24 protein-coding genes are annotated in these 20724 nt (G+C 42.6%); all 24 read left to right on the top strand.

Annotated elements, in window-relative coordinates:
• The first annotated feature begins 64 nt into the window (after positions 1–64).
• The 24 genes from H7F27_RS12385 to fliE all read left to right on the top strand — a co-directional run bounded on the left by H7F27_RS12385 (position 65) and on the right by fliE (position 20694).
• The gene (locus H7F27_RS12385) at positions 65–397 is read left to right on the top strand and encodes a putative DNA-binding protein (protein WP_024121379.1); all 333 of its coding nucleotides are present in this window, start codon (positions 65–67) and stop codon (positions 395–397) included.
• A 13-nt stretch (positions 398–410) separates the two neighbouring features.
• Positions 411–1751, top strand: coding sequence for a signal recognition particle protein (gene ffh / locus H7F27_RS12380; RefSeq protein WP_024121380.1), 1341 nt, complete (start codon positions 411–413; stop codon positions 1749–1751).
• A gap of 105 nt (positions 1752–1856) precedes the next feature.
• Positions 1857–2129: a 30S ribosomal protein S16 gene (gene rpsP, locus H7F27_RS12375; RefSeq protein WP_003220815.1), complete on the top strand. Its 273-nt coding sequence runs from the start codon at positions 1857–1859 to the stop codon at positions 2127–2129.
• Positions 2129–2374: a KH domain-containing protein gene (locus H7F27_RS12370; protein WP_024121381.1), complete on the top strand. Its 246-nt coding sequence runs from the start codon at positions 2129–2131 to the stop codon at positions 2372–2374. The genes rpsP and H7F27_RS12370 overlap by 1 nt, the downstream gene beginning before the upstream one ends.
• Before the next feature lie 121 nt (positions 2375–2495).
• Complete coding sequence (locus H7F27_RS12365; protein ID WP_024121382.1) at positions 2496–2882, top strand: YlqD family protein; 387 nt, start codon at positions 2496–2498, stop codon at positions 2880–2882.
• A 4-nt stretch (positions 2883–2886) separates the two neighbouring features.
• The gene (gene rimM, locus H7F27_RS12360; protein ID WP_044155911.1) at positions 2887–3411 is read left to right on the top strand and encodes a ribosome maturation factor RimM; all 525 of its coding nucleotides are present in this window, start codon (positions 2887–2889) and stop codon (positions 3409–3411) included.
• Positions 3408–4139, top strand: coding sequence for a tRNA (guanosine(37)-N1)-methyltransferase TrmD (gene trmD, locus H7F27_RS12355; protein ID WP_024121384.1), 732 nt, complete (start codon positions 3408–3410; stop codon positions 4137–4139). Before rimM ends, trmD begins: the two co-directional genes overlap by 4 nt.
• A 139-nt stretch (positions 4140–4278) precedes the next feature.
• The gene (rplS, locus tag H7F27_RS12350) at positions 4279–4626 is read left to right on the top strand and encodes a 50S ribosomal protein L19 (RefSeq protein WP_010334229.1); all 348 of its coding nucleotides are present in this window, start codon (positions 4279–4281) and stop codon (positions 4624–4626) included.
• A gap of 144 nt (positions 4627–4770) precedes the next feature.
• Positions 4771–5619, top strand: a complete 849-nt coding sequence (gene ylqF, locus H7F27_RS12345; protein ID WP_010334231.1) for a ribosome biogenesis GTPase YlqF — start codon at positions 4771–4773, stop codon at positions 5617–5619.
• Positions 5620–5689: 70 nt separating this feature from the next.
• A complete protein-coding gene (locus tag H7F27_RS12340) occupies positions 5690–6457 on the top strand; it encodes a ribonuclease HII (RefSeq protein WP_024121385.1) in 768 nt (255 codons plus the stop codon).
• 28 nt (positions 6458–6485) lie between these two features.
• Positions 6486–8216, top strand: a complete 1731-nt coding sequence (locus tag H7F27_RS12335) for a hypothetical protein (protein WP_185847974.1) — start codon at positions 6486–6488, stop codon at positions 8214–8216.
• Positions 8213–8494, top strand: coding sequence for a FlhB-like flagellar biosynthesis protein (locus H7F27_RS12330; RefSeq protein ID WP_024121387.1), 282 nt, complete (start codon positions 8213–8215; stop codon positions 8492–8494). The genes H7F27_RS12335 and H7F27_RS12330 overlap by 4 nt, the downstream gene beginning before the upstream one ends.
• A 173-nt stretch (positions 8495–8667) precedes the next feature.
• Positions 8668–9825, top strand: a complete 1158-nt coding sequence (gene sucC / locus H7F27_RS12325; RefSeq protein ID WP_003238568.1) for an ADP-forming succinate--CoA ligase subunit beta — start codon at positions 8668–8670, stop codon at positions 9823–9825.
• A gap of 28 nt (positions 9826–9853) precedes the next feature.
• Positions 9854–10756, top strand: coding sequence for a succinate--CoA ligase subunit alpha (gene sucD / locus H7F27_RS12320; RefSeq protein ID WP_024121388.1), 903 nt, complete (start codon positions 9854–9856; stop codon positions 10754–10756).
• Between the two features lie 60 nt (positions 10757–10816).
• The gene (dprA, locus tag H7F27_RS12315; RefSeq protein ID WP_024121389.1) at positions 10817–11716 is read left to right on the top strand and encodes a DNA-processing protein DprA; all 900 of its coding nucleotides are present in this window, start codon (positions 10817–10819) and stop codon (positions 11714–11716) included.
• 190 nt (positions 11717–11906) lie between these two features.
• Entirely contained in the window at positions 11907–13982 is a 2076-nt protein-coding gene (gene topA, locus H7F27_RS12310) for a type I DNA topoisomerase (protein ID WP_024121390.1), read from the top strand.
• 75 nt (positions 13983–14057) lie between these two features.
• Positions 14058–15365 carry an FADH(2)-oxidizing methylenetetrahydrofolate--tRNA-(uracil(54)-C(5))-methyltransferase TrmFO gene (trmFO, locus tag H7F27_RS12305; RefSeq protein WP_024121391.1) on the top strand — a complete coding sequence of 436 codons (1308 nt, stop codon included), beginning with the start codon at positions 14058–14060 and terminating at the stop codon, positions 15363–15365.
• Between the two features lie 67 nt (positions 15366–15432).
• Positions 15433–16347: a tyrosine recombinase XerC gene (xerC, locus tag H7F27_RS12300; protein ID WP_024121392.1), complete on the top strand. Its 915-nt coding sequence runs from the start codon at positions 15433–15435 to the stop codon at positions 16345–16347.
• 12 nt (positions 16348–16359) lie between these two features.
• Entirely contained in the window at positions 16360–16905 is a 546-nt protein-coding gene (clpQ, locus tag H7F27_RS12295) for an ATP-dependent protease subunit ClpQ (RefSeq protein WP_014663962.1), read from the top strand.
• Between the two features lie 47 nt (positions 16906–16952).
• A complete protein-coding gene (hslU, locus tag H7F27_RS12290) occupies positions 16953–18326 on the top strand; it encodes an ATP-dependent protease ATPase subunit HslU (RefSeq protein ID WP_185848941.1) in 1374 nt (457 codons plus the stop codon).
• 38 nt (positions 18327–18364) lie between these two features.
• The gene (codY, locus tag H7F27_RS12285; RefSeq protein ID WP_003220850.1) at positions 18365–19144 is read left to right on the top strand and encodes a GTP-sensing pleiotropic transcriptional regulator CodY; all 780 of its coding nucleotides are present in this window, start codon (positions 18365–18367) and stop codon (positions 19142–19144) included.
• 377 nt (positions 19145–19521) lie between these two features.
• A complete protein-coding gene (flgB, locus tag H7F27_RS12280) occupies positions 19522–19911 on the top strand; it encodes a flagellar basal body rod protein FlgB (protein ID WP_010334244.1) in 390 nt (129 codons plus the stop codon).
• On the top strand, positions 19911–20363 hold the full coding sequence (flgC, locus tag H7F27_RS12275) for a flagellar basal body rod protein FlgC (protein ID WP_024121394.1): 453 nt from the start codon (positions 19911–19913) through the stop codon (positions 20361–20363). The genes flgB and flgC overlap by 1 nt, the downstream gene beginning before the upstream one ends.
• 10 nt (positions 20364–20373) lie before the next feature.
• Entirely contained in the window at positions 20374–20694 is a 321-nt protein-coding gene (fliE, locus tag H7F27_RS12270; protein ID WP_024121395.1) for a flagellar hook-basal body complex protein FliE, read from the top strand.
• Positions 20695–20724 lie beyond the last annotated feature (30 nt).

Here is a 20724-nt window from a genome sequence, read left to right as displayed (position 1 = left end):
ACATTAAAACCATGTAAACTAAGTTATCGTAAAGGGATTTGACTTAACAAAGGGGAGAGCTCATATGTCGCTCGAAAAGACAACGAGAATGAATTATCTGTTTGATTTTTATCAGTCGTTGTTGACGTCTAAACAGAAGAGCTATATGTCGCTTTATTATTTGGACGATTTCTCCCTTGGCGAAATAGCCGAAGAGTATGAGGTTTCAAGACAAGCTGTTTATGATAACATCAAACGAACAGAAGCGATGCTTGAACAATATGAAGAAAAGCTGCTCCTTTTGAAAAAGTTTCAGGAGCGTAAAGAGATGTTTAATAAGCTGAAGGAGCTTGCTTCCGGTACTAAAGAAGAGGAAGAAATTACAGCTCTGATTGAAGCGCTTGAGAAATTAGATTAGGAGGCGGCAAACTATGGCATTTGAAGGATTAGCCGACCGACTGCAGCAGACGATTTCTAAAATCCGCGGAAAAGGGAAAGTCAGCGAACAAGATGTAAAAGAAATGATGCGTGAAGTTCGTCTTGCGCTGCTTGAGGCTGACGTTAACTTTAAAGTAGTAAAGGATTTTGTGAAAAAAGTAAGTGAACGGGCTGTAGGCCAAGACGTCATGAAAAGCCTGACGCCCGGCCAGCAGGTCATTAAAGTCGTTAAAGAGGAACTGACAGAGCTGATGGGCGGCGAAGAAAGCAAAATTGCCGTCGCGAAGCGGCCGCCGACTGTTATTATGATGGTTGGTCTCCAGGGTGCCGGTAAAACGACAACGAGCGGTAAGCTTGCAAATCTGCTGCGCAAAAAGCATAATCGCAAACCGATGCTGGTTGCTGCCGATATTTACCGTCCTGCTGCAATCAAGCAGCTGGAAACGCTAGGCAAGCAGCTCGACATGCCTGTTTTTTCCCTTGGTGATCAGGTCAGCCCTGTAGAAATAGCCAAGCAGGCTATCGAAAAAGCCAAGGAAGAACACTATGATTATGTCATTTTGGATACAGCAGGCCGTTTGCATATCGACCATGAGCTTATGGATGAACTGACCCAAGTGAAAGAAATCGCGAATCCGGAAGAAATCTTTCTGGTTGTCGATTCAATGACCGGGCAGGATGCCGTGAATGTAGCCAAAAGCTTTAACGAACAGCTCGGTTTAACCGGTGTTGTGTTAACGAAGCTTGATGGAGACACGCGCGGGGGTGCTGCACTTTCCATTCGTGCGGTGACAAACACGCCGATTAAATTCGCCGGTTTAGGCGAAAAACTTGATGCATTAGAAGCATTCCATCCTGAACGCATGGCATCAAGGATTCTCGGCATGGGTGACGTGTTAACATTGATTGAAAAAGCTCAGGCAACCGTCGATGAAGACAAGGCCAAAGAGCTGGAACAAAAAATGAGAACAATGAGCTTCACATTGGATGATTTTCTGGAGCAGCTCGGACAGGTCAGAAACATGGGGCCTCTGGATGAGCTTCTGCAAATGATGCCGGGTGCAGGTAAGATGAAAGGCTTGAAAAATATTCAAGTTGATGAAAAGCAGCTGAATCATGTGGAAGCGATCATTAAATCGATGACTGTTCTTGAAAAAGAACAGCCGGATATCATTAATGCCAGCCGGCGCAAGCGGATTGCGAAAGGAAGCGGGACGTCCGTACAGGAAGTCAACCGTCTGCTTAAGCAGTTTGACGAAATGAAAAAAATGATGAAGCAGATGACAAACATGTCAAAAGGAAAGAAAAAAGGATTTAAGTTACCTTTTATGTAATCGGTTATACATGATAAAACCGTTGTTAAGAAAAAACACTTTACAAACACTTTTATCATTGTTAATATACTATCTTGTTGAAATATTTTCGGAGGTGCTAGTAAAATGGCAGTAAAAATTCGTTTAAAACGTATGGGAGCAAAAAAATCTCCTTTCTATCGTATTGTTGTAGCAGATTCTCGTTCACCGCGTGACGGCCGTTTCATCGAAACAGTCGGCACTTACAACCCGGTTGCAAAACCAGCGGAAGTAAAAATCGATGAAGAGCTTGCTCTTAAATGGCTTCAAACTGGAGCGAAACCATCTGATACAGTTCGCAACTTGTTCTCTAGCCAAGGAATCATGGAAAAATTCCACAACGCTAAACAAGGCAAGTAATGACTGATCAACACTTGGAAGATTTGATTGTCACGATTGTGACGCCGCTTGTTGATCATCCAGATGACATTCGGGTCATAAGAGAAGAAACCGATCAAAAGATTGCGCTGCGCTTATCTGTTCATAAGTCAGATACCGGTAAAGTTATCGGGAAGCAAGGCCGGACTGCAAAAGCGATTCGAACAGCTGTATTTGCAGCTGGCGCACAGTCTTCTAAGAAAGTTCAATTTGAAATATTTGACTAAAAGGGAGAGGGCCGGCACCTCCCCTTTTTTTACACGCAAAAAACGGGTAAACTGATAGAAGATAAGACAAGATAGAAAAGTCTGGTCTTGAAAAAGTTTTAAAAGCAGGGAGCTTGGTGCGATGCAAATTATTCACCGTGTAGCCGTTATGCAAGTCTTAACCGAGCGCAGCAAAGAAAAGCTTTTATCTACTTTCACAGAAAAGAAGCAAATGCTTGAACGAGAATGCAGCCAGCTCTATTTTCAGCTTAGAAAACATGAAAAAGAACAGCAGAACCCAGATGTAATTGAACAATTTAAAAAGGCGATAGAAAAACGAAAAGATAATATGAAAATGATCGATTTTCAAATTACCCAAGTACATACATTACCGCTTGGCAGTGAAATGAAAGAAAAGGAAATCGATGCGCTGCTGACCATTGAAGTCGGAGATGACTGGCATGAGAAAACAGCAGCAAACACCATCGTCATAAAAGACGGAACAGTAATTGAAATTCGCCAGAGGTGATCATATGACAAAGCGATGGTTTAATGTCGGTAAAATTGTAAATACCCACGGAATTAAAGGCGAGGTGCGGGTCATTTCAAAAACGGATTTTGCCGAAGAACGGTACAAGCCGGGCAACACGCTGTATTTGTTTATGGACGGACGCCAAGAACCGATAGAGGTAACGGTAAACACGTACAGGCTGCATAAGCAATTTCATCTGCTGCAGTTTAAAGAAAGACAAAGCCTAAATGAAGTAGAGGAACTGAAAAACGCCATCATCAAAGTTCCTGAAGAGGATTTGGGTGAGCTGAATGAAGGAGAATTTTATTTCCACGAAATTATCGGCTGTGAAGTTTTTACCGAAGAAGGCGAACTGATCGGAAAGGTGAAAGAAATTTTAACACCGGGAGCCAATGATGTATGGGTAATCGGGCGTAAAGGTAAAAAAGACGCGCTGATCCCTTACATTGAATCAGTCGTCAAACAGATTGATGTCAGCGAAAAGAAAATTGAGATTCAACTCATGGAAGGATTAATAGACGAATGAAAATCGATTTTTTGACGCTGTTTCCTGAAATGTTTGAAGGGGTGCTCGGTTCATCCATTCTTCAAAAAGCCCAAGAAAAAGAAGCAGTGCAGTTCCAGATCGTCAATTTCCGGGAGTATTCTGATAACAAGCATAATACAGTGGATGATTATCCTTACGGTGGCGGAGCAGGTATGGTTCTGAAGCCTCAGCCTGTTTTTGACGCGGTTGAGGATCTGGCCTCAAAAGCCGACAGTCCGCCGCGCGTTATCCTCGTCTGCCCGCAAGGTGAGCGTTTCACACAAAAAAAAGCCGAGGAATTGGCAAAGGAAGAGCATTTGCTGTTTATCTGCGGTCATTATGAAGGCTATGATGAGCGAATCCGCGAGCATTTGGTGACAGATGAAATATCAATTGGCGACTTCGTTCTGACAGGCGGTGAGCTGCCTGCGATGATGATTGCTGACAGTGTCGTCAGGCTGCTTCCGGGTGTGCTTGGCAAAGAGGCTTCCCACATAGAGGATTCGTTCAGTACGGGGCTCTTGGAGCATCCGCATTATACAAGACCGGCAGATTATAAAGGTTTAAAAGTGCCTGAAACACTTCTATCAGGAAACCATGCTAAAATCAAAGAATGGCGGAATAAAGAATCGATCAGAAGAACCTATTTAAGACGCCCGGATCTTCTGAAAGACTATCCGCTTACAGAGCAAGAAAGAAAATGGATTTCTGAATGGGAAAAAGAATAGATTTTATTGCATAGGCTATGAAATTGTGATAAGATACTACTTGTGGCTTGAACGGGCTTATCCGTTGAAAGCTTGAAAACGATGTTCCGCTGTGCCGGGTTTTGAGGCCAAGAGCATCTGTTGGAAGGAGTTGAAAACGATGCAAAAACTAATTGAAGATATCACAAAAGAACAGCTTCGTACTGATCTTCCTACGTTCCGTCCTGGTGACACTTTACGTGTACACGTAAAAGTTGTTGAGGGTAACCGTGAGCGTATCCAGATCTTTGAAGGTGTTGTGATTAAGCGTCGTGGTGGTGGAATCAGCGAAACGTTCACAGTTCGTAAGATTTCTTACGGTGTTGGCGTTGAACGTACTTTCCCTGTACACACACCAAAAATCGCGAAAATCGAAGTTGTACGTTACGGTAAAGTACGCCGTGCTAAGCTTTACTACCTGCGTGAACTTCGCGGAAAAGCGGCTCGTATTAAAGAAATCAGACGATAATGATAACGAACGAAAAGAGCTTGTTACCAGTAACAAGCTCTTTTTTTATACAGAATTTGAAAATGCCGGTCAGGCATCGTAAAATACATAAAGAACAACTAAGAATCTTGCACACTTAGAAGATAAAGGCGGTGTTCGTGTCACATGACAATCCAATGGTTCCCTGGCCATATGGCAAAGGCAAGACGGGAAGTAACCGAAAAATTAAAATTAATCGATATTGTATATGAACTGGTAGATGCCAGAATCCCGATGTCATCAAGAAACCCAATGATTGAAGACATCTTGAAAAATAAGCCGAGAATTATGCTGTTAAATAAAGCTGACAAAGCAGATGCGGCAGTCACACAGCAGTGGAAAGAGCACTTTGAGAACCAAGGAATCCGCTCTCTGTCTATTAATTCTGTAAATGGCCAAGGATTAAATCAAATCGTTCCGGCTTCAAAAGATATCCTGCAGGAGAAATTTGACCGGATGAGAGCAAAAGGTGTAAAGCCAAGAGCGATCCGGGCGCTGATCATCGGCATTCCGAACGTCGGAAAATCAACGCTTATCAACCGGCTGGCAAAGAAAAACATTGCGAAAACCGGAGACAGACCGGGTATCACAACATCTCAGCAATGGGTCAAAGTCGGAAAAGAATTAGAGCTTTTAGACACTCCGGGGATTTTATGGCCTAAATTTGAGGACGAGCTTGTCGGATTGAGGCTGGCAGTCACAGGGGCTATTAAAGACTCGATTATCAATCTTCAGGATGTTGCCGTGTTTGGCCTCCGTTTTCTCGAAGAACATTATCCTGAACGGCTTAAAGAACGCTACGGGCTCGATGAGATACCCGAAGACATCGCGGAGCTGTTTGATGCAATAGGTGAAAAACGCGGCTGCCTCATGAGCGGTGGGCTTATTAACTACGATAAAACGACTGAAGTAATCATTCGTGATATCCGCACAGAAAAGTTCGGGAGGCTGTCATTCGAACAGCCGACGATGTAAAGACGCGCAGAAATGCGGGTCTTTATTTTTTCCTGAAAGGACCGATACATACAGTAAGGGAGAAGAGAAAGTGAATACATTAACCGTAAAAGACATTAGAGACCGTCTGCAAGAGGTAAGAGATGAACAGGACCCATTTCTTGCCCAGTGTGAAAATGATTCGAGAAAAAGCGTACAAGCGCTTGTAGAGCAATGGCTGAAAAAGCACGCAAAGGAAAAAGCGCTAAAAGAACAGTGGGTGAATATGACCTCCTATGAAAGGCTTGCGAGAAACAAGGGGTTTCGTTTGATTGCAGGAGTAGACGAAGTAGGCCGGGGGCCATTGGCAGGGCCGGTTGTCGCCAGCGCAGTCATCCTTCCTGAGGAATGCGAAATACTTGGGCTCACAGACTCAAAAAAGCTTACAGAAAAAAAGCGTGAGGAATATTACGATCTCATTATGAAAGAAGCTGTGGCAGTCGGCATAGGAATTGTAGAAGCAGCTGTTATTGACGAGATCAATATTTATGAAGCCTCAAAATTGGCAATGGTCGAAGCAATCCGCGATTTGTCCGATACACCCGATTATTTGCTCGTTGACGCGATGACACTGCCGCTCGATACGTCTCAGTCTTCAATTATAAAAGGTGATGCCAAAAGCGTGTCTATCGCAGCAGGTGCGTGTATTGCGAAAGTAACGAGAGACCGGATGATGAGCGCATATGCCGAAAAATATCCGCAGTACGGCTTTGAAAAAAATAAAGGCTATGGGACAAAAGAGCATCTTGAAGCGCTCGCAGCTTATGGACCGACCGACTTGCACCGGAAAACTTTCGCTCCTGTTCAATCTTACAGATAATCTAATGGACAAGGAGGCACCTTTTGAAATGAACATACGAAATGATGTACAGCAGGCGCTCAAAAACCTTTTTGGAAACACTGCAGCTCCGCAGGAAACATCAAATACAACCGACGAATCAAATACCGTAAAGCGTCTCCTTTTAGGAAAAGTGCTTCGTTTATTAGGGGACCAGCATGCACTGATCCAAGTAGGGAATCAAACGATTCAAGGCAAACTTGAAACCCAGCTTCGCCCTCAGGCGTATTATTGGTTTTCCTACGAAAAAAAACCAGCGGAACAGACAGGCCGTCTCCAGGTTGTTCAAAGCTTTGACCAAAATCCCAAAACCATTCAGGATGCAGCGGGCAAGCTTCTGAACGCTATTTCAGTGAAGCCGTCAAACGCATCCCTTATGCTGGCAGGCGCAATGCTGAAAAACAAAACACCCATCACAGAAAATGATATCAAAACAGCCGTCCGCTGGATGGACACGCTGCCTGCGACAGACACAAAAAAAGCCATCGAAACAGTTTTATTTGCCTTAAAGCGGGATCTCCCCGTTCACCCCGATGTTTTGAGCGGAGTTCATGCTGTCAAATCGCCTGTACCGCTCCATCAGCACTTATCTCAGCTGATTCAGGCTATTCATCAAAATCCTCAGCCGAGTCAGGCGCTGACAAAGCTAAAAGAAGCCGTTACGGCACTTTTTAATAGCGAAACAGATGTCCATGCAGAACGTCTTATCGAGAAGCTTATCTCGTTAACGGATCATAACAGATCTGCCTCTTCAGTCAGTACAGCTGGAAACCGAGAGCTTAGCGCAGCAGACGGCTCCGCAGGAAAGGCAGACTGGGCGCCTGCAAACCCGCAGGAGCAGCAGCGAAACACACGAGACGGTGCCGCTAAAACTGTCTCAGACATTCCAATGAAAGAGGCAGGAAGGCTGCTGGCCACACTGACGGAAGCTGCGGATAAAAACGGCAATCCAATCGTAAAAGAAGCAGCGAATTGGATAAAGGCTGTTGTTTCCTCTAGTCAAAATAAGCCTGAGTCAGCAGCATCTGCTTTGCAGGCCGCGCAAGTCACGGATCAAGAAGCAGAAGTGTTTTTAAAGGCTGTTCAGCAGACAGCTCCTAATTTGACGGATAAGGCAGATGTTCTTTCCTTCTTATCCAAAGTGAAAATGGCAATAGGCGCTCGAGATGAGCTTGCTTTTATTAAAGCGTTTGAACAAGGTGCCGCAGTGCTGCCCGATGATATTCAATCAGTTAAGATGGCTCTTCATGCTGCCAGAGCGTCACATGAGTTAGCGGAACCTGTCAAACAGGAAGCGGATCAGCTCTTCCATAAATTAAACGGTCAGCTTCTCATGCAGCAGGATCATCCTTCCTACAGCCAAATTGTGATGTCATTTCCGATGTTTTCAAAATCGGGGGTTCAGGACATGACTGTTCTGTTTAAAGGACAAAAAGAAGCGGATGGAAAGCTCGATCCTTTCCATTGCCGGCTCTTGTTTTTACTGCAATTAGATACGTTAAAAGAAACAGTTGTTGACTGCCTGATACAGCAGCAAGTCATGACGATTACAATTGAGACGGACTTTGAACTTCAGCCGGCAATCGATCCAATGGTGCCCGCCCTCAAGCAATCGCTCAAAGAAATGGGCTACAGTCTTTCAGGAGTTAACGCTAAAAAACGCCTTCAATCTGATGAAAAGGCTACAATTGATCAATACATAACAAGCATCAGTGATCAGGGAGTGGATGTGAAAATATGAACGAGCAAACGCCTTTAAGAAAAGCCATAGCTCTCCATTATGACGAAAAAATAGACAAGGCGCCAAGAGTAATTGCAACCGGGAAGGGCCATATTGCTGACAACATTATCAAAGAAGCTAAAAAGGCGGGGGTCCCGATCCAAGAAGATCGGACCCTTGTCGAATTAATGCGCCATTTGACTGTAGATGACCAGATCCCGGAAGCACTTTATGAAACAGTAGCCGAGATTTTTTCTTTCATTTACAGATTGGACGAAAGTGTAAAAAATAAAAAATAGCTAAAATATTCCCCATTCTCCGCTTGAAATTTATGTTTTTAATAAAATAAAAGTTTGAATGTTTAGAAGGATTTTAAGATTTTGCATCGAACTCTAGACAATTCTTCCAGTATTATATAGAATGAAAGCGCAGTCTATTTTTAGTTTTGTTACATAAGTTAGGAGGATGGGAAATGAATATCCATGAGTACCAGGGAAAAGAAGTCCTCAGAAAATATGGGGTATCTGTTCCTGAAGGTAAAGTGGCTTTTACAGCAGAAGAAGCAGTTGAAAAAGCAAAGAGCTTATCCAGCTCGGTTTATGTCGTAAAGGCTCAAATTCATGCTGGCGGTCGAGGCAAAGCTGGTGGGGTAAAAATAGCAAAATCATTAGACGAAGTAAAAGCGTATGCCGAAGAACTTTTAGGTAAGACCCTCGTTACGCATCAGACAGGTCCGGACGGGCAAGTAATAAAACGCTTACTTATTGAAGAAGGCTGCGATATTAAAAAGGAATACTATGTGGGGTTAGTGCTTGACCGTGCCACTTCAAGAATTGTTCTGATGGCCTCCGAAGAAGGCGGAACAGAAATTGAAGAAGTAGCAGAGAAAACACCGGAAAAAATCAAAAAGGCTGTCATTGATCCGGCTGTTGGCCTCCAAGGCTATCAAGCTAGAGAAATTGCATTCGCTATCAATATTCCAAAAGAGCTTGTGGGGAAAGCTGCTAAATTTATGCTTGGACTATACAAAGCGTTTGTTGAGAAAGACTGCTCAATCGCCGAAATCAATCCTCTCGTTGTAACTGGAGACGGGAATGTGATGGCGCTTGATGCGAAATTAAATTTTGACAGCAACGCATTATACAGACAAAAAGATATTATGGAATACAGAGATTTGGACGAAGAAGATCCAAAAGAAATTGAAGCGTCTAAATACGATCTGAGCTACATTTCCCTTGATGGAAATATCGGATGCATGGTAAACGGCGCTGGACTAGCAATGTCCACGATGGATATCATTAAACATTATGGAGGAGAACCGGCCAACTTCCTTGATGTCGGGGGCGGCGCAACCGCAGAAAAAGTCACGGAAGCATTTAAAATCATTCTTTCTGATCAAAATGTTAAAGGGATTTTCGTCAACATTTTCGGAGGCATTATGAAATGTGATGTCATCGCAGAAGGGGTTGTTGAAGCGACAAGACAAGTCGGTTTAACATTGCCGCTTGTCGTCCGTCTTGAAGGAACAAACGTGGATCTAGGGAAGAAAATCCTTAGTGAATCAGGATTAAATATTACATCTGCGGAATCCATGGCTGACGGCGCGCAGAAAATCGTATCTTTAGTATAGGAAAGAATGAAAGGCAGGGGACCAAATAATGAGTGTTTTTATCAATAAAGATACAAGAGTTATTGTACAAGGGATTACAGGTTCTACCGCTTTATTCCATACGAAGCAGATGCTTGAATACGGCACAAATATCGTGGGCGGTGTGACACCTGGAAAAGGCGGAACTGAAGTGGAAGGGGTACCTGTATTTAATACAGTGGCTGATGCAGTTCATACGACTGGCGCAAATGCGTCTGTTATCTATGTTCCGGCACCGTTTGCAGCTGATGCAATTATGGAAGCGGTAGATGCGGAGCTTGATCTGGTCATTTGCATTACAGAGCATATCCCGGTTTTAGATATGGTAAAAGTGAAACGCTTCATGGAAGGCAAGAAAACGAGATTAATAGGACCGAACTGTCCAGGCGTCATCACGCCTGATGAATGTAAAATCGGCATTATGCCCGGATATATCCATAAAAAGGGTCATGTAGGCGTTGTATCGCGTTCAGGGACATTAACATACGAAGCAGTGCATCAGCTGTCAGAAGCGGGTGTAGGACAGTCTACAGCTGTTGGAATCGGCGGCGATCCTGTAAATGGAACCAACTTCATTGACGTTTTAAAAGCGTTTAACGAAGATCCTGAAACACACGCTGTCATCATGATCGGCGAAATCGGCGGCACAGCTGAAGAGGAAGCTGCTGAGTGGGTAAAAGCCAACATGACAAAACCGGTAGTCGGATTCATTGGCGGTAAAACAGCACCTCCAGGGAAGCGCATGGGGCATGCAGGCGCCATCATTTCCGGCGGAAAAGGCACGGCTGATGAAAAAATCAAAACACTTAATGAATGCGGAATCGAAGTTGCAGAGACACCTTCTGTCATGGGAGAAACATTAATTAAAGTGTTGAAAGAAAAGAATTTATTTGAAACGTGCAAAACTCATTAATAGAGAAGGGACAGCCATCTTGGCTGTTCCTGCTTTTGCTGTTAAAAGGAGGTTCTCATATTGGATCAGGCCGCTGCCTGTTTAATCACTTGCAGAATCAACCAATTATTATCCCCGTCTCTTCTATTAAAATGGTGGAAAGCTGATCCGTCATTGTCACTGTCAAATCCTTCATGTGCATTAGAAACAGCTTCACGCGGCAAAGTAAGGGCTGCGGCACTAAAAAATAAAATAGAAGAACAATATCCAAAATTTCAGCATTTACTCTCTGTATATCATCAGCAAGGCATTAAAGTCATCCCAATATCCTCAGATCAATATCCATTCTGGCTGAAAAACATTTATGATCCGCCTCCCGTGCTGTTTGCAAAAGGTGATATATCCCTTCTTTCTCTAGGGAGAAAAATAGGAATTGTAGGTACGAGACATCCGACAGCCTATGGAATCCAGGTTGTCAATCATCTTACAATAGAGCTTTGCCATAAAAAGTGGGTGATTGTCAGCGGGCTGGCGTCTGGGATTGACGGATTGTCCCATGCTGCAAGTATTAAGGCGAAGGGGCGGACAATCGGAGTCATCGCAGGCGGATTTCAGAACATTTATCCTCGAGAAAATCTTCAATTAGCAGAACACATGGCTAAACACCATCTTCTTCTGTCAGAGCATCCACCTGAAACCAAACCCCAAAAATGGCATTTCCCTATGAGAAACCGTATCATCAGCGGGTTAAGTGAGGGCATTATTGTTGTGCAGGGCAAAGAAAAAAGCGGTTCTTTGATTACCGCATACCAAGCGCTAGAACAAGGGAGAGAAGTATTTGCCGTACCCGGTTCTGTATTTGATCCTTACGCCGGAGGTCCTATAAAATTGATTCAAGAGGGGGCTAAAGCCATATGGTCAGCAGAGGATATTTATGCAGAGCTTCCGGAGAAAAACGTTCAATATACGGAACCCTTTTGAATTATCGTTTGACAAACAGCGTTGTAATATTTAATAATAGTGAGGATTTAAAGTTGCATATTGTTTTGTATTTAAATAATGACGTTCATCATAAAGAATGAAATGTTGAAAGCCAAATAAAGACAGCTGCAAATATAAAATAAAATTTGAAATACTTGAAGAGAGAGAACACCTCTTGAGGGGGATGAAAATGTCTGATTATCTAGTCATCGTGGAATCGCCCGCTAAGGCGAAAACGATTGAACGTTACTTAGGTAAAAAATATAAAGTGAAAGCATCAATGGGACATGTCCGGGATCTTCCAAAAAGTCAAATGGGAGTTGACATAGAACAAAATTTCGAACCGAAATATATAACCATTCGAGGTAAAGGTCCGGTACTAAAAGAGCTGAAAACGGCTGCCAAAAAAGCTAAAAAAGTTTATCTCGCAGCCGACCCCGACAGAGAAGGGGAAGCGATTGCATGGCACTTGGCCCACAGCCTTGATTTAGATCTTCATTCAGACTGCCGTGTTGTGTTTAACGAAATTACGAAAGATGCAATTAAAGAATCATTTAAGCATCCCCGCATGATCAATATGGATTTGGTGGATGCACAGCAGGCGAGACGTATATTAGACAGGCTCGTCGGATATAAAATCAGCCCAATCCTTTGGAAAAAAGTCAAAAAAGGACTCAGCGCTGGCCGTGTTCAATCTGTTGCCCTCCGTTTAATTATTGATCGTGAAAAGGAAATTAACGACTTTAAGCCAGAGGAATATTGGACAATAGACGGCACGTTCTTAAAAGGACAGGAGACGTTTGAAGCGGGCTTTTTCGGTAAAAACGGCAAAAAACTCCCTTTAAAGAGTGAAGCGGATGTAAAGGACATACTTTCTCAGCTCAAAGGCAATAAGTATACAGTTGAAAAAGTAACTAAAAAGGAACGTAAACGTAATCCGGCCTTGCCATTTACAACTTCCACCCTTCAGCAGGAAGCAGCGCGTAAGCTCAATTTCAGAGCGAAGAAAACGATGATGATTGCGCAGCAATTATATGAAGGAATTGATCTTGGAAAAGAAGGAACTGTCGGTCTGATCACATATATGAGAACGGATTCAACCCGCATTTCCAATACAGCAGTTGATGAAGCGGCAGCGTTTATTGATCAAACGTACGGAAAAGAGTACTTAGGCGGCAAAAGAAAGCCCGCTAAAAAGAATGAAAATGCTCAGGATGCCCACGAAGCGATCCGCCCGACGTCGGTTCTCAGAAAACCAAGCGAATTAAAAGCAGTCCTTGGCAGAGATCAGCTGAGACTGTATAAATTAATTTGGGAACGTTTTGTTGCCAGCCAAATGGCATCTGCTGTCTTAGATACAATGAGTGTTGATTTGACAAACAACGGTTTGACTTTTCGTGCAAACGGAAGTAAAGTCAAGTTTTTCGGCTTTATGAAAGTGTATGTTGAAGGCAAAGACGATCAATTGGAAGAAAAAGACCGGATGCTGCCTGACTTGCAAGAGGGAGACACTGTTTTATCTAAGGACATAGAACCGGAACAGCATTTTACCCAGCCGCCTCCGCGCTATACTGAGGCCCGTTTGGTTAAAACGCTTGAAGAACTCGGGATCGGCCGTCCTTCCACTTATGCTCCGACGCTTGATACGATTCAGCGGCGCGGGTACGTTGGTTTGGATAATAAACGGTTTGTTCCCACAGAATTAGGGCAGATCGTGCTTGAGCTGATCATGGAATTTTTCCCTGAAATCATTAACGTTGAGTTTACGGCAAAAATGGAAAAAGACCTTGATAATGTTGAGGAAGGCAATATAGAATGGGTACAGATTATTGATAACTTCTATACCGATTTTGAAAAGCGCGTGAAAAAAGCCGAATCAGAAATGAAGGAAGTAGAAATTGAACCGGAATATGCCGGAGAAGATTGTGAATTGTGCAGTTCTCCTATGGTGTATAAAATGGGCCGATACGGTAAATTCTTAGCTTGCTCCAATTTCCCCGATTGCCGGAATACAAAGCCGATTGTCAAACAAATCGGTGTGAAGTGTCCGAGCTGCGGAGAAGGAAATATTGTTGAGCGAAAATCGAAAAAGAAACGGGTTTTTTACGGCTGTGATCGTTATCCGGACTGTGAATTCGTTTCCTGGGACAAACCAATTGAACGAAAATGTCCGAAATGCGGAAAAATGCTTGTTGAGAAAAAGCTCAAAAAAGGCATACAAGTCCAATGCGTGGAATGCGATTATAAGGAAGAACCACAGAAGTAGCGGTGAGCAGGGTCTTGCTCACCTTCTTTGTGTGTTAAAAGAAGACAATGAATAATAAACTAGGAGATGTGAAAGATGAACCAACAAACAGTGAATGTAATCGGAGCCGGACTCGCAGGCAGTGAAGCGGCGTGGCAGCTTGCCAAACGGGGAATTCAAGTCAGATTATATGAAATGCGCCCAGTCAAACAGACGCCTGCCCATCATACTGATAAATTTGCAGAACTGGTATGCAGCAACTCTTTACGCTCCAATACACTTGCTAACGCTGTAGGTGTACTAAAAGAAGAAATGCGTGCGCTTGATTCGGCAATTATTGCTGCGGCTGACGAATGCTCAGTGCCTGCCGGCGGCGCACTCGCGGTAGACCGGCATGAATTTGCGGCAAGTGTGACAAACCGGGTGAAAAACCATCCCAATGTTACCGTCGTTAATGAAGAAGTAACAGAAATACCTGAAGGACCAACGATTATCGCAACTGGTCCGTTAACTTCAGAATCATTGTCTGCACAGTTAAAAGAGCTTACTGGAGAGGACTATTTATACTTCTATGATGCAGCTGCGCCTATCGTAGAGAAAGACAGCCTTGATATGGATAAAGTGTATTTGAAATCCCGTTATGACAAAGGAGAAGCGGCTTATCTAAACTGTCCGATGACAGAAGAAGAGTTTGACCGTTTTCATGAAGCTTTGACATCAGCGGAAACTGTGCCGTTAAAAGAGTTTGAAAAAGAGATTTTCTTTGAGGGGTGCATGCCGATTGAAGTAATGGCAAAACGAGGAAAGAAAACAATGCTTTTCGGACCGATGAAGCCAGTGGGATTAGAGCATCCTGTTACCGGAAAACGTCCATATGCAGTCGTTCAGCTCAGACAGGATGATGCGGCGGGAACTCTCTATAATATTGTAGGATTCCAAACTCATTTAAAATGGGGAGACCAAAAGGAAGTCCTCAAATTGATTCCCGGACTTGAAAATGTGGAAATCGTCAGATACGGTGTTATGCACAGAAATACATTCATTAATTCTCCAAGCTTGTTAAAGCCGACTTACCAATTTAAAAAACGGAACGATTTGTTCTTCGCAGGACAAATGACGGGAGTAGAAGGATATGTGGAATCGGCTGCTTCTGGGCTTGTAGCAGGTATTAATGCGGCTAAACTTGTTTTAGGAGAAGAGCTTGTCACTTTTCCTCAGGAAACAGCAATAGGCAGTATGGCTCACTATATTACAACAACAAACCAGAAGAACTTCCAGCCGATGAATGCAAACTTTGGGCTTTTGAAAGATTTGCCTGTTAAAATTAAAAATAAAAAAGAGCGTAATGAACAGTACGCAAATCGGGCGATCGAGACAATTCAAACAATTTCGAAAACAATATAGGTATTGATTGCAACTTGATCGCGATTTGTGATACCATTTAAAAGCCCTTCCTGGGGAGGTATTTGGCATGGAGAATGTTAAGAATTTCGTAAAGTTATTCGTTGAATATTTACAAATTGAAAAAAATTATTCACAATATACTATTGTGAATTATGTGGATTCAATTGAAGAATTCGAGACTTTCCTGCGCGTTCAAGGTATAAATGGATTTGAAGAAGTTGCATATCAAGATACTAGAATTTTTTTGACGGAAGCCTATGAAAAGGGTTTATCGAGAAGAACAATCAGCAAAAAAATTTCTGCATTGAGAAGCTTTTACAAATTTCTGATGCGAGAAAAGCTAATTGATGATAATCCGTTCCAGCTTGTTCATCTGCCGAAACAAGAGAAACGGATACCGAAGTTTCTATATCAAAAAGAGCTTGAGGAACTGTTTGAAGTTTCAGATATAAGCCAGCCGACCGGCATGAGGGATCAAGCGCTATTAGAGCTTCTCTATGCCACCGGAATGAGGGTCAGTGAATGCTCTTCCATAAGTGTTCATGATCTTGATTTATTTATGGATACAGTGCTTGTTCACGGGAAAGGCAAGAAGCAGCGTTATATCCCTTTTGGGTCTTACGCCCGCGAAGCGTTGAAGTTATATATGAATAGCGGAAGACAGTGCTTGCTGAAAAAAGCAAAAGAACCTCATGATCTATTATTCGTGAATCAAAGAGGCGGACCGCTTACAGCTCGAGGCATTAGGCACATTTTAAGCGGGCTTGTCAAAAAAGCGTCCGGCACTTTACATATCCATCCGCATATGCTTCGACATACGTTCGCCACTCATCTATTAAACGAAGGAGCAGATTTGAGGAGCGTTCAAGAACTGCTCGGGCATTCCAATCTGTCTTCGACACAGATATACACGCACGTTTCGAAGGAAATGTTGAGAAACACATATATGTCTCACCATCCAAGAGCTTTTAAGAAAAATTAAAGGAGGCCCTTTATGTCATCTTTTCATGCGACCACAATCTTTGCAGTACAGCATAAGGGACGAAGCGCAATGTCCGGAGACGGTCAAGTTACATTTGGTCAGGCTGTTGTAATGAAACATACTGCGAGAAAAGTAAGAAAACTGTTTAACGGCAAGGTTCTCGCAGGATTTGCGGGATCTGTTGCAGACGCTTTCACTCTATTCGAAAAGTTCGAAGCGAAACTTGAAGAATATAATGGCAACTTAAAACGGGCTGCTGTTGAGCTTGCAAAGGAATGGCGAAGCGACAAAGTGCTTAGAAAGCTTGAAGCCATGCTGATCGTTATGAATCAAGATACCTTGCTTCTCGTATCGGGAACTGGTGAGGTTATCGAGCCGGATGACGGCATTCTGGCAATTGGATCAGGCGGCAATTACGCTTTGGCAGCCGGAAGAGCGCTGAAAAAGCATGCCGGGGAGAGCATGACTGCAAGTGAGATTGCTAGAGCTGCGCTGGAAACAGCGGGCGAAATTTGTGTATACACGAACGATCAAATCATACTGGAAGAGCTTGAATAGAAAGGACTTGAGGCGCATGGAAAAAAAAACCGTTAACACCAAGACAGATTGTAGATCGGTTAGACCAATACATCGTCGGTCAGCAAAACGCGAAAAAAGCTGTCGCCGTGGCATTAAGAAACCGCTATAGAAGAAGTCTCCTGGATGAAAAGCTGAAAGACGAGGTCGTTCCGAAAAATATTTTAATGATGGGGCCTACCGGGGTAGGGAAAACTGAAATTGCCAGACGAATCGCTAAGCTTTCAGGTGCGCCATTTATCAAAATTGAAGCAACAAAATTTACAGAAGTCGGCTATGTAGGCAGAGACGTTGAATCAATGGTCAGAGACCTTGTGGAAACTTCTGTTCGTCTTATAAAGGAAGAAAAAATCAACGAAGTGAAGGAACAGGCAGAAGAAAATGCAAACAAACGCATTGTTCGCCTGTTAGTTCCAGGGAAGAAAAAACAATCAGGCGTTAAAAACCCGTTTGAAATGTTTTTCGGCGGCAGCCAGCCAAACGGCGAGGACGAAACGGAAAGCCAGGAAGAAGCAAACATTGAAGAAAAAAGAAAACGCATGGCTCATCAGCTGGCATTAGGAGAGCTCGAAGACCACTATGTTACTGTAGAAGTTGAAGAGCAGCAGCCTTCTATGTTTGACATGCTGCAGGGCTCGGGTATGGAGCAGATGGGCATGAATATGCAGGATGCACTGAGCGGATTGATGCCCAAGAAAAAGAAACGCCGTAAAATGACAGTCAGAGAAGCCAGAAAAGTCCTGACGAATGAAGAGGCAAGCAAACTCATCGATATGGATGAAGTCAGCCAGGAAGCTGTCCATCGGGCAGAAGAGAGCGGAATTATCTTTATCGACGAGATTGATAAGATTGCAAAAAACGGTGGCGCGTCATCTTCAGCTGATGTATCAAGAGAAGGTGTTCAGCGTGATATTCTCCCAATCGTTGAGGGTTCTACCGTTGTCACTAAATACGGTTCAGTTAAAACAGACCATGTATTGTTTATTGCAGCGGGAGCATTTCATATGGCCAAACCGTCTGATCTGATTCCTGAACTGCAAGGGCGTTTTCCAATTCGTGTAGAACTGAGCAAACTGACGGTTGACGATTTCGTGAGAATTTTAGTTGAACCCGATAACGCGCTCTTGAAACAATATCAGGCATTATTGCAGACAGAGGGTATATCTCTTGAATTTTCTGACGAAGCTATTCATAAGATTGCTGAAGTCGCCTATCATGTGAACCAGGAAACAGATAATATCGGTGCGAGACGCCTTCATACAATACTCGAACGTCTGTTAGAAGATCTCTCTTTTGAAGCTCCGGATGTAACAATGGAGAACATAACGATTACACCGCAGTATGTGGAAGAAAAGCTCGGAACGATAGCTAAAAACAAAGATTTAAGTCAATTTATATTGTGAAAATTTAATAAGAGGAATGTTTAGGAGGATCATTTATCATGGCTTTATTACAAAAAACAAGAATTATTAACTCCATGCTGCAAGCTGCGGCAGGGAAACCGGTTAACTTTAAAGAAATGGCGGAAACGCTTCGGGATGTAATTGATTCCAATATTTTCGTTGTGAGCCGCAGAGGAAAACTGCTCGGCTACTCTATCAACCAGCAAATTGAAAATGACCGTATGAAAAAAATGCTTGAAGATCGCCAATTCCCAGAGGAATATACGAAGAATCTGTTCAACGTCCCTGAAACATCTTCTAACCTGGATATCAACAGTGAGTATACTGCTTTCCCTGTTGAAAACAGAGACTTGTTCCAAGCTGGTTTAACAACAATTGTGCCGATCATCGGAGGCGGAGAAAGATTAGGTACACTCATTCTTTCACGTTTACAGGATCAATTTAATGATGATGATTTAATACTTGCTGAATACGGCGCTACAGTTGTCGGAATGGAAATTCTGAGAGAAAAAGCAGAAGAAATTGAAGAAGAAGCAAGAAGCAAAGCAGTAGTACAAATGGCAATCAGCTCTCTTTCTTATAGTGAGCTTGAAGCAATTGAACACATCTTTGAAGAGCTTGACGGAAACGAAGGTCTCCTTGTTGCAAGTAAGATTGCAGACCGTGTCGGCATTACCCGCTCAGTTATTGTTAACGCACTCAGAAAGCTTGAAAGCGCCGGTGTAATTGAGTCAAGATCATTAGGAATGAAGGGTACTTATATTAAAGTGCTCAACAACAAATTCCTGATTGAATTAGAAAATCTGAAATCCCATTAATAAAAAAAGAACCCCTTTTTAAGGGGTTTTTTTTATTCAAATAAAGGAAATCAATAAGCTTTATTTCCTGGGCGAAAAGTCTTTCTTTGTAATAATTTTAATAAAGTTTATTATTTTCTTCATAAAAACAGAAAAATGACGAAATAAATGGGGAAAATACAGAAATTCAACTATTTTCAGCCTTATATCAATGTAAAAAACGTAGTTCAAATAATCTAGGACTATGTACCTAGTTGTAAAATAGATATATATGAGGACATTTTTTTACACGAACTTCATAGACTTTATGCCTGTTATTTCTTACAATAAGCATATGGTTTTACAAATCTCGACAAGGATATTGAGGGTGAAAAAAACTGAAATGGAGGTAAGTGGATTTGAGCTTATTTTCTGGAACGATACAAAATCTTGAAAATGCCTTGGGCAGAGCGAATATTAAGCAAAAAGTCATAACTAATAATATTGCTAATATAGATACACCGAACTATAAGGCAAAAAAAGTCTCTTTCCAAAATTTATTAGATCAAGAATCCTCTCGTCTCGAATCTATAAAAACGGACTATCGGCATGTTGATTTTTCTGATGCTGATTCAAATTATTCAATTGTAACGAGCGGAGATACATCTTATCAGCAAAACGGAAATAACGTTGACGTTGACAAAGAGATGACAGAACTAGCTGAAAATCAGATTAACTATCAAGCTTTAGTTGAAAGAATGAACGGCAAATTCAATTCTCTGAAGACCGTGCTAACAGGAGGAAAATAATGACAGCTTTTCAAAGCTTAAATGTTTCAGCATCAGCTTTAACAGCTCAGCGCCTCAGAATGGATGTTGTATCGTCTAACTTGGCGAATATGGATACGACAAGAGCCAAGCAGGTAAACGGTGAGTGGGTGCCTTACAGAAGGAAAATGGTTTCGCTTCAGTCAAAAGGTGAATCGTTCTCGTCGATTTTGAATTCTAAAATGAGCGGAAGCGGCAATGTCGGAAATGGGGTAAAGGTTACAAAAATCACTGAAGATAACTCTGATTTTAATCTGGTCTATGATCCGAGTGACCCTGATGCAAACGCTGAAGGATATGTGCAAAAGCCGAATGTTGATCCATTAAAAGAAATGGTAGACCTTGTCAGCAGTACGAGATCATATGAGGCCAATGTCACAGCGATGAATGCTTCAAAGGGAATGCTGATGAAGGCTCTAGAAATCGGAAAGTAAGGTGATGAATGTGATCAATGCAATTTCTCCTTTTCAGGTTCAAAATACTCAAAACACTCAAAATGCAACAAATCAATTAAACAATAGCCAAAAAACAGACTCTTCAAATCAAACAAGCTTTTCGGAGCTTTTAAAAAACTCTATAAGTTCGTTAAATGAGTCCCAAGTAGCTTCTGACAATATGACTAATGCCTTGGCTGCAGGAAAAGATGTGAATCTTGATGAGGTCATGATCGCCGCTCAAAAAGCAAGCATCTCTCTGACTGCTGCAACTGAGTTCCGCAACAAAGCTGTGGAAGCATACCAGGAGATTATGAGAATGCAAATGTAGGGGGTCTGACGAGAAAGAGAAAGAGTGGAA

Source organism: Bacillus sp. PAMC26543 (assembly GCF_014250375.1).
Taxonomy (GTDB): domain Bacteria; phylum Bacillota; class Bacilli; order Bacillales; family Bacillaceae; genus Bacillus; species Bacillus halotolerans.
The sequence above is the reverse complement of the archived record's forward strand: the minus strand, read 5'-3'. Positions and strand labels throughout refer to the sequence as shown.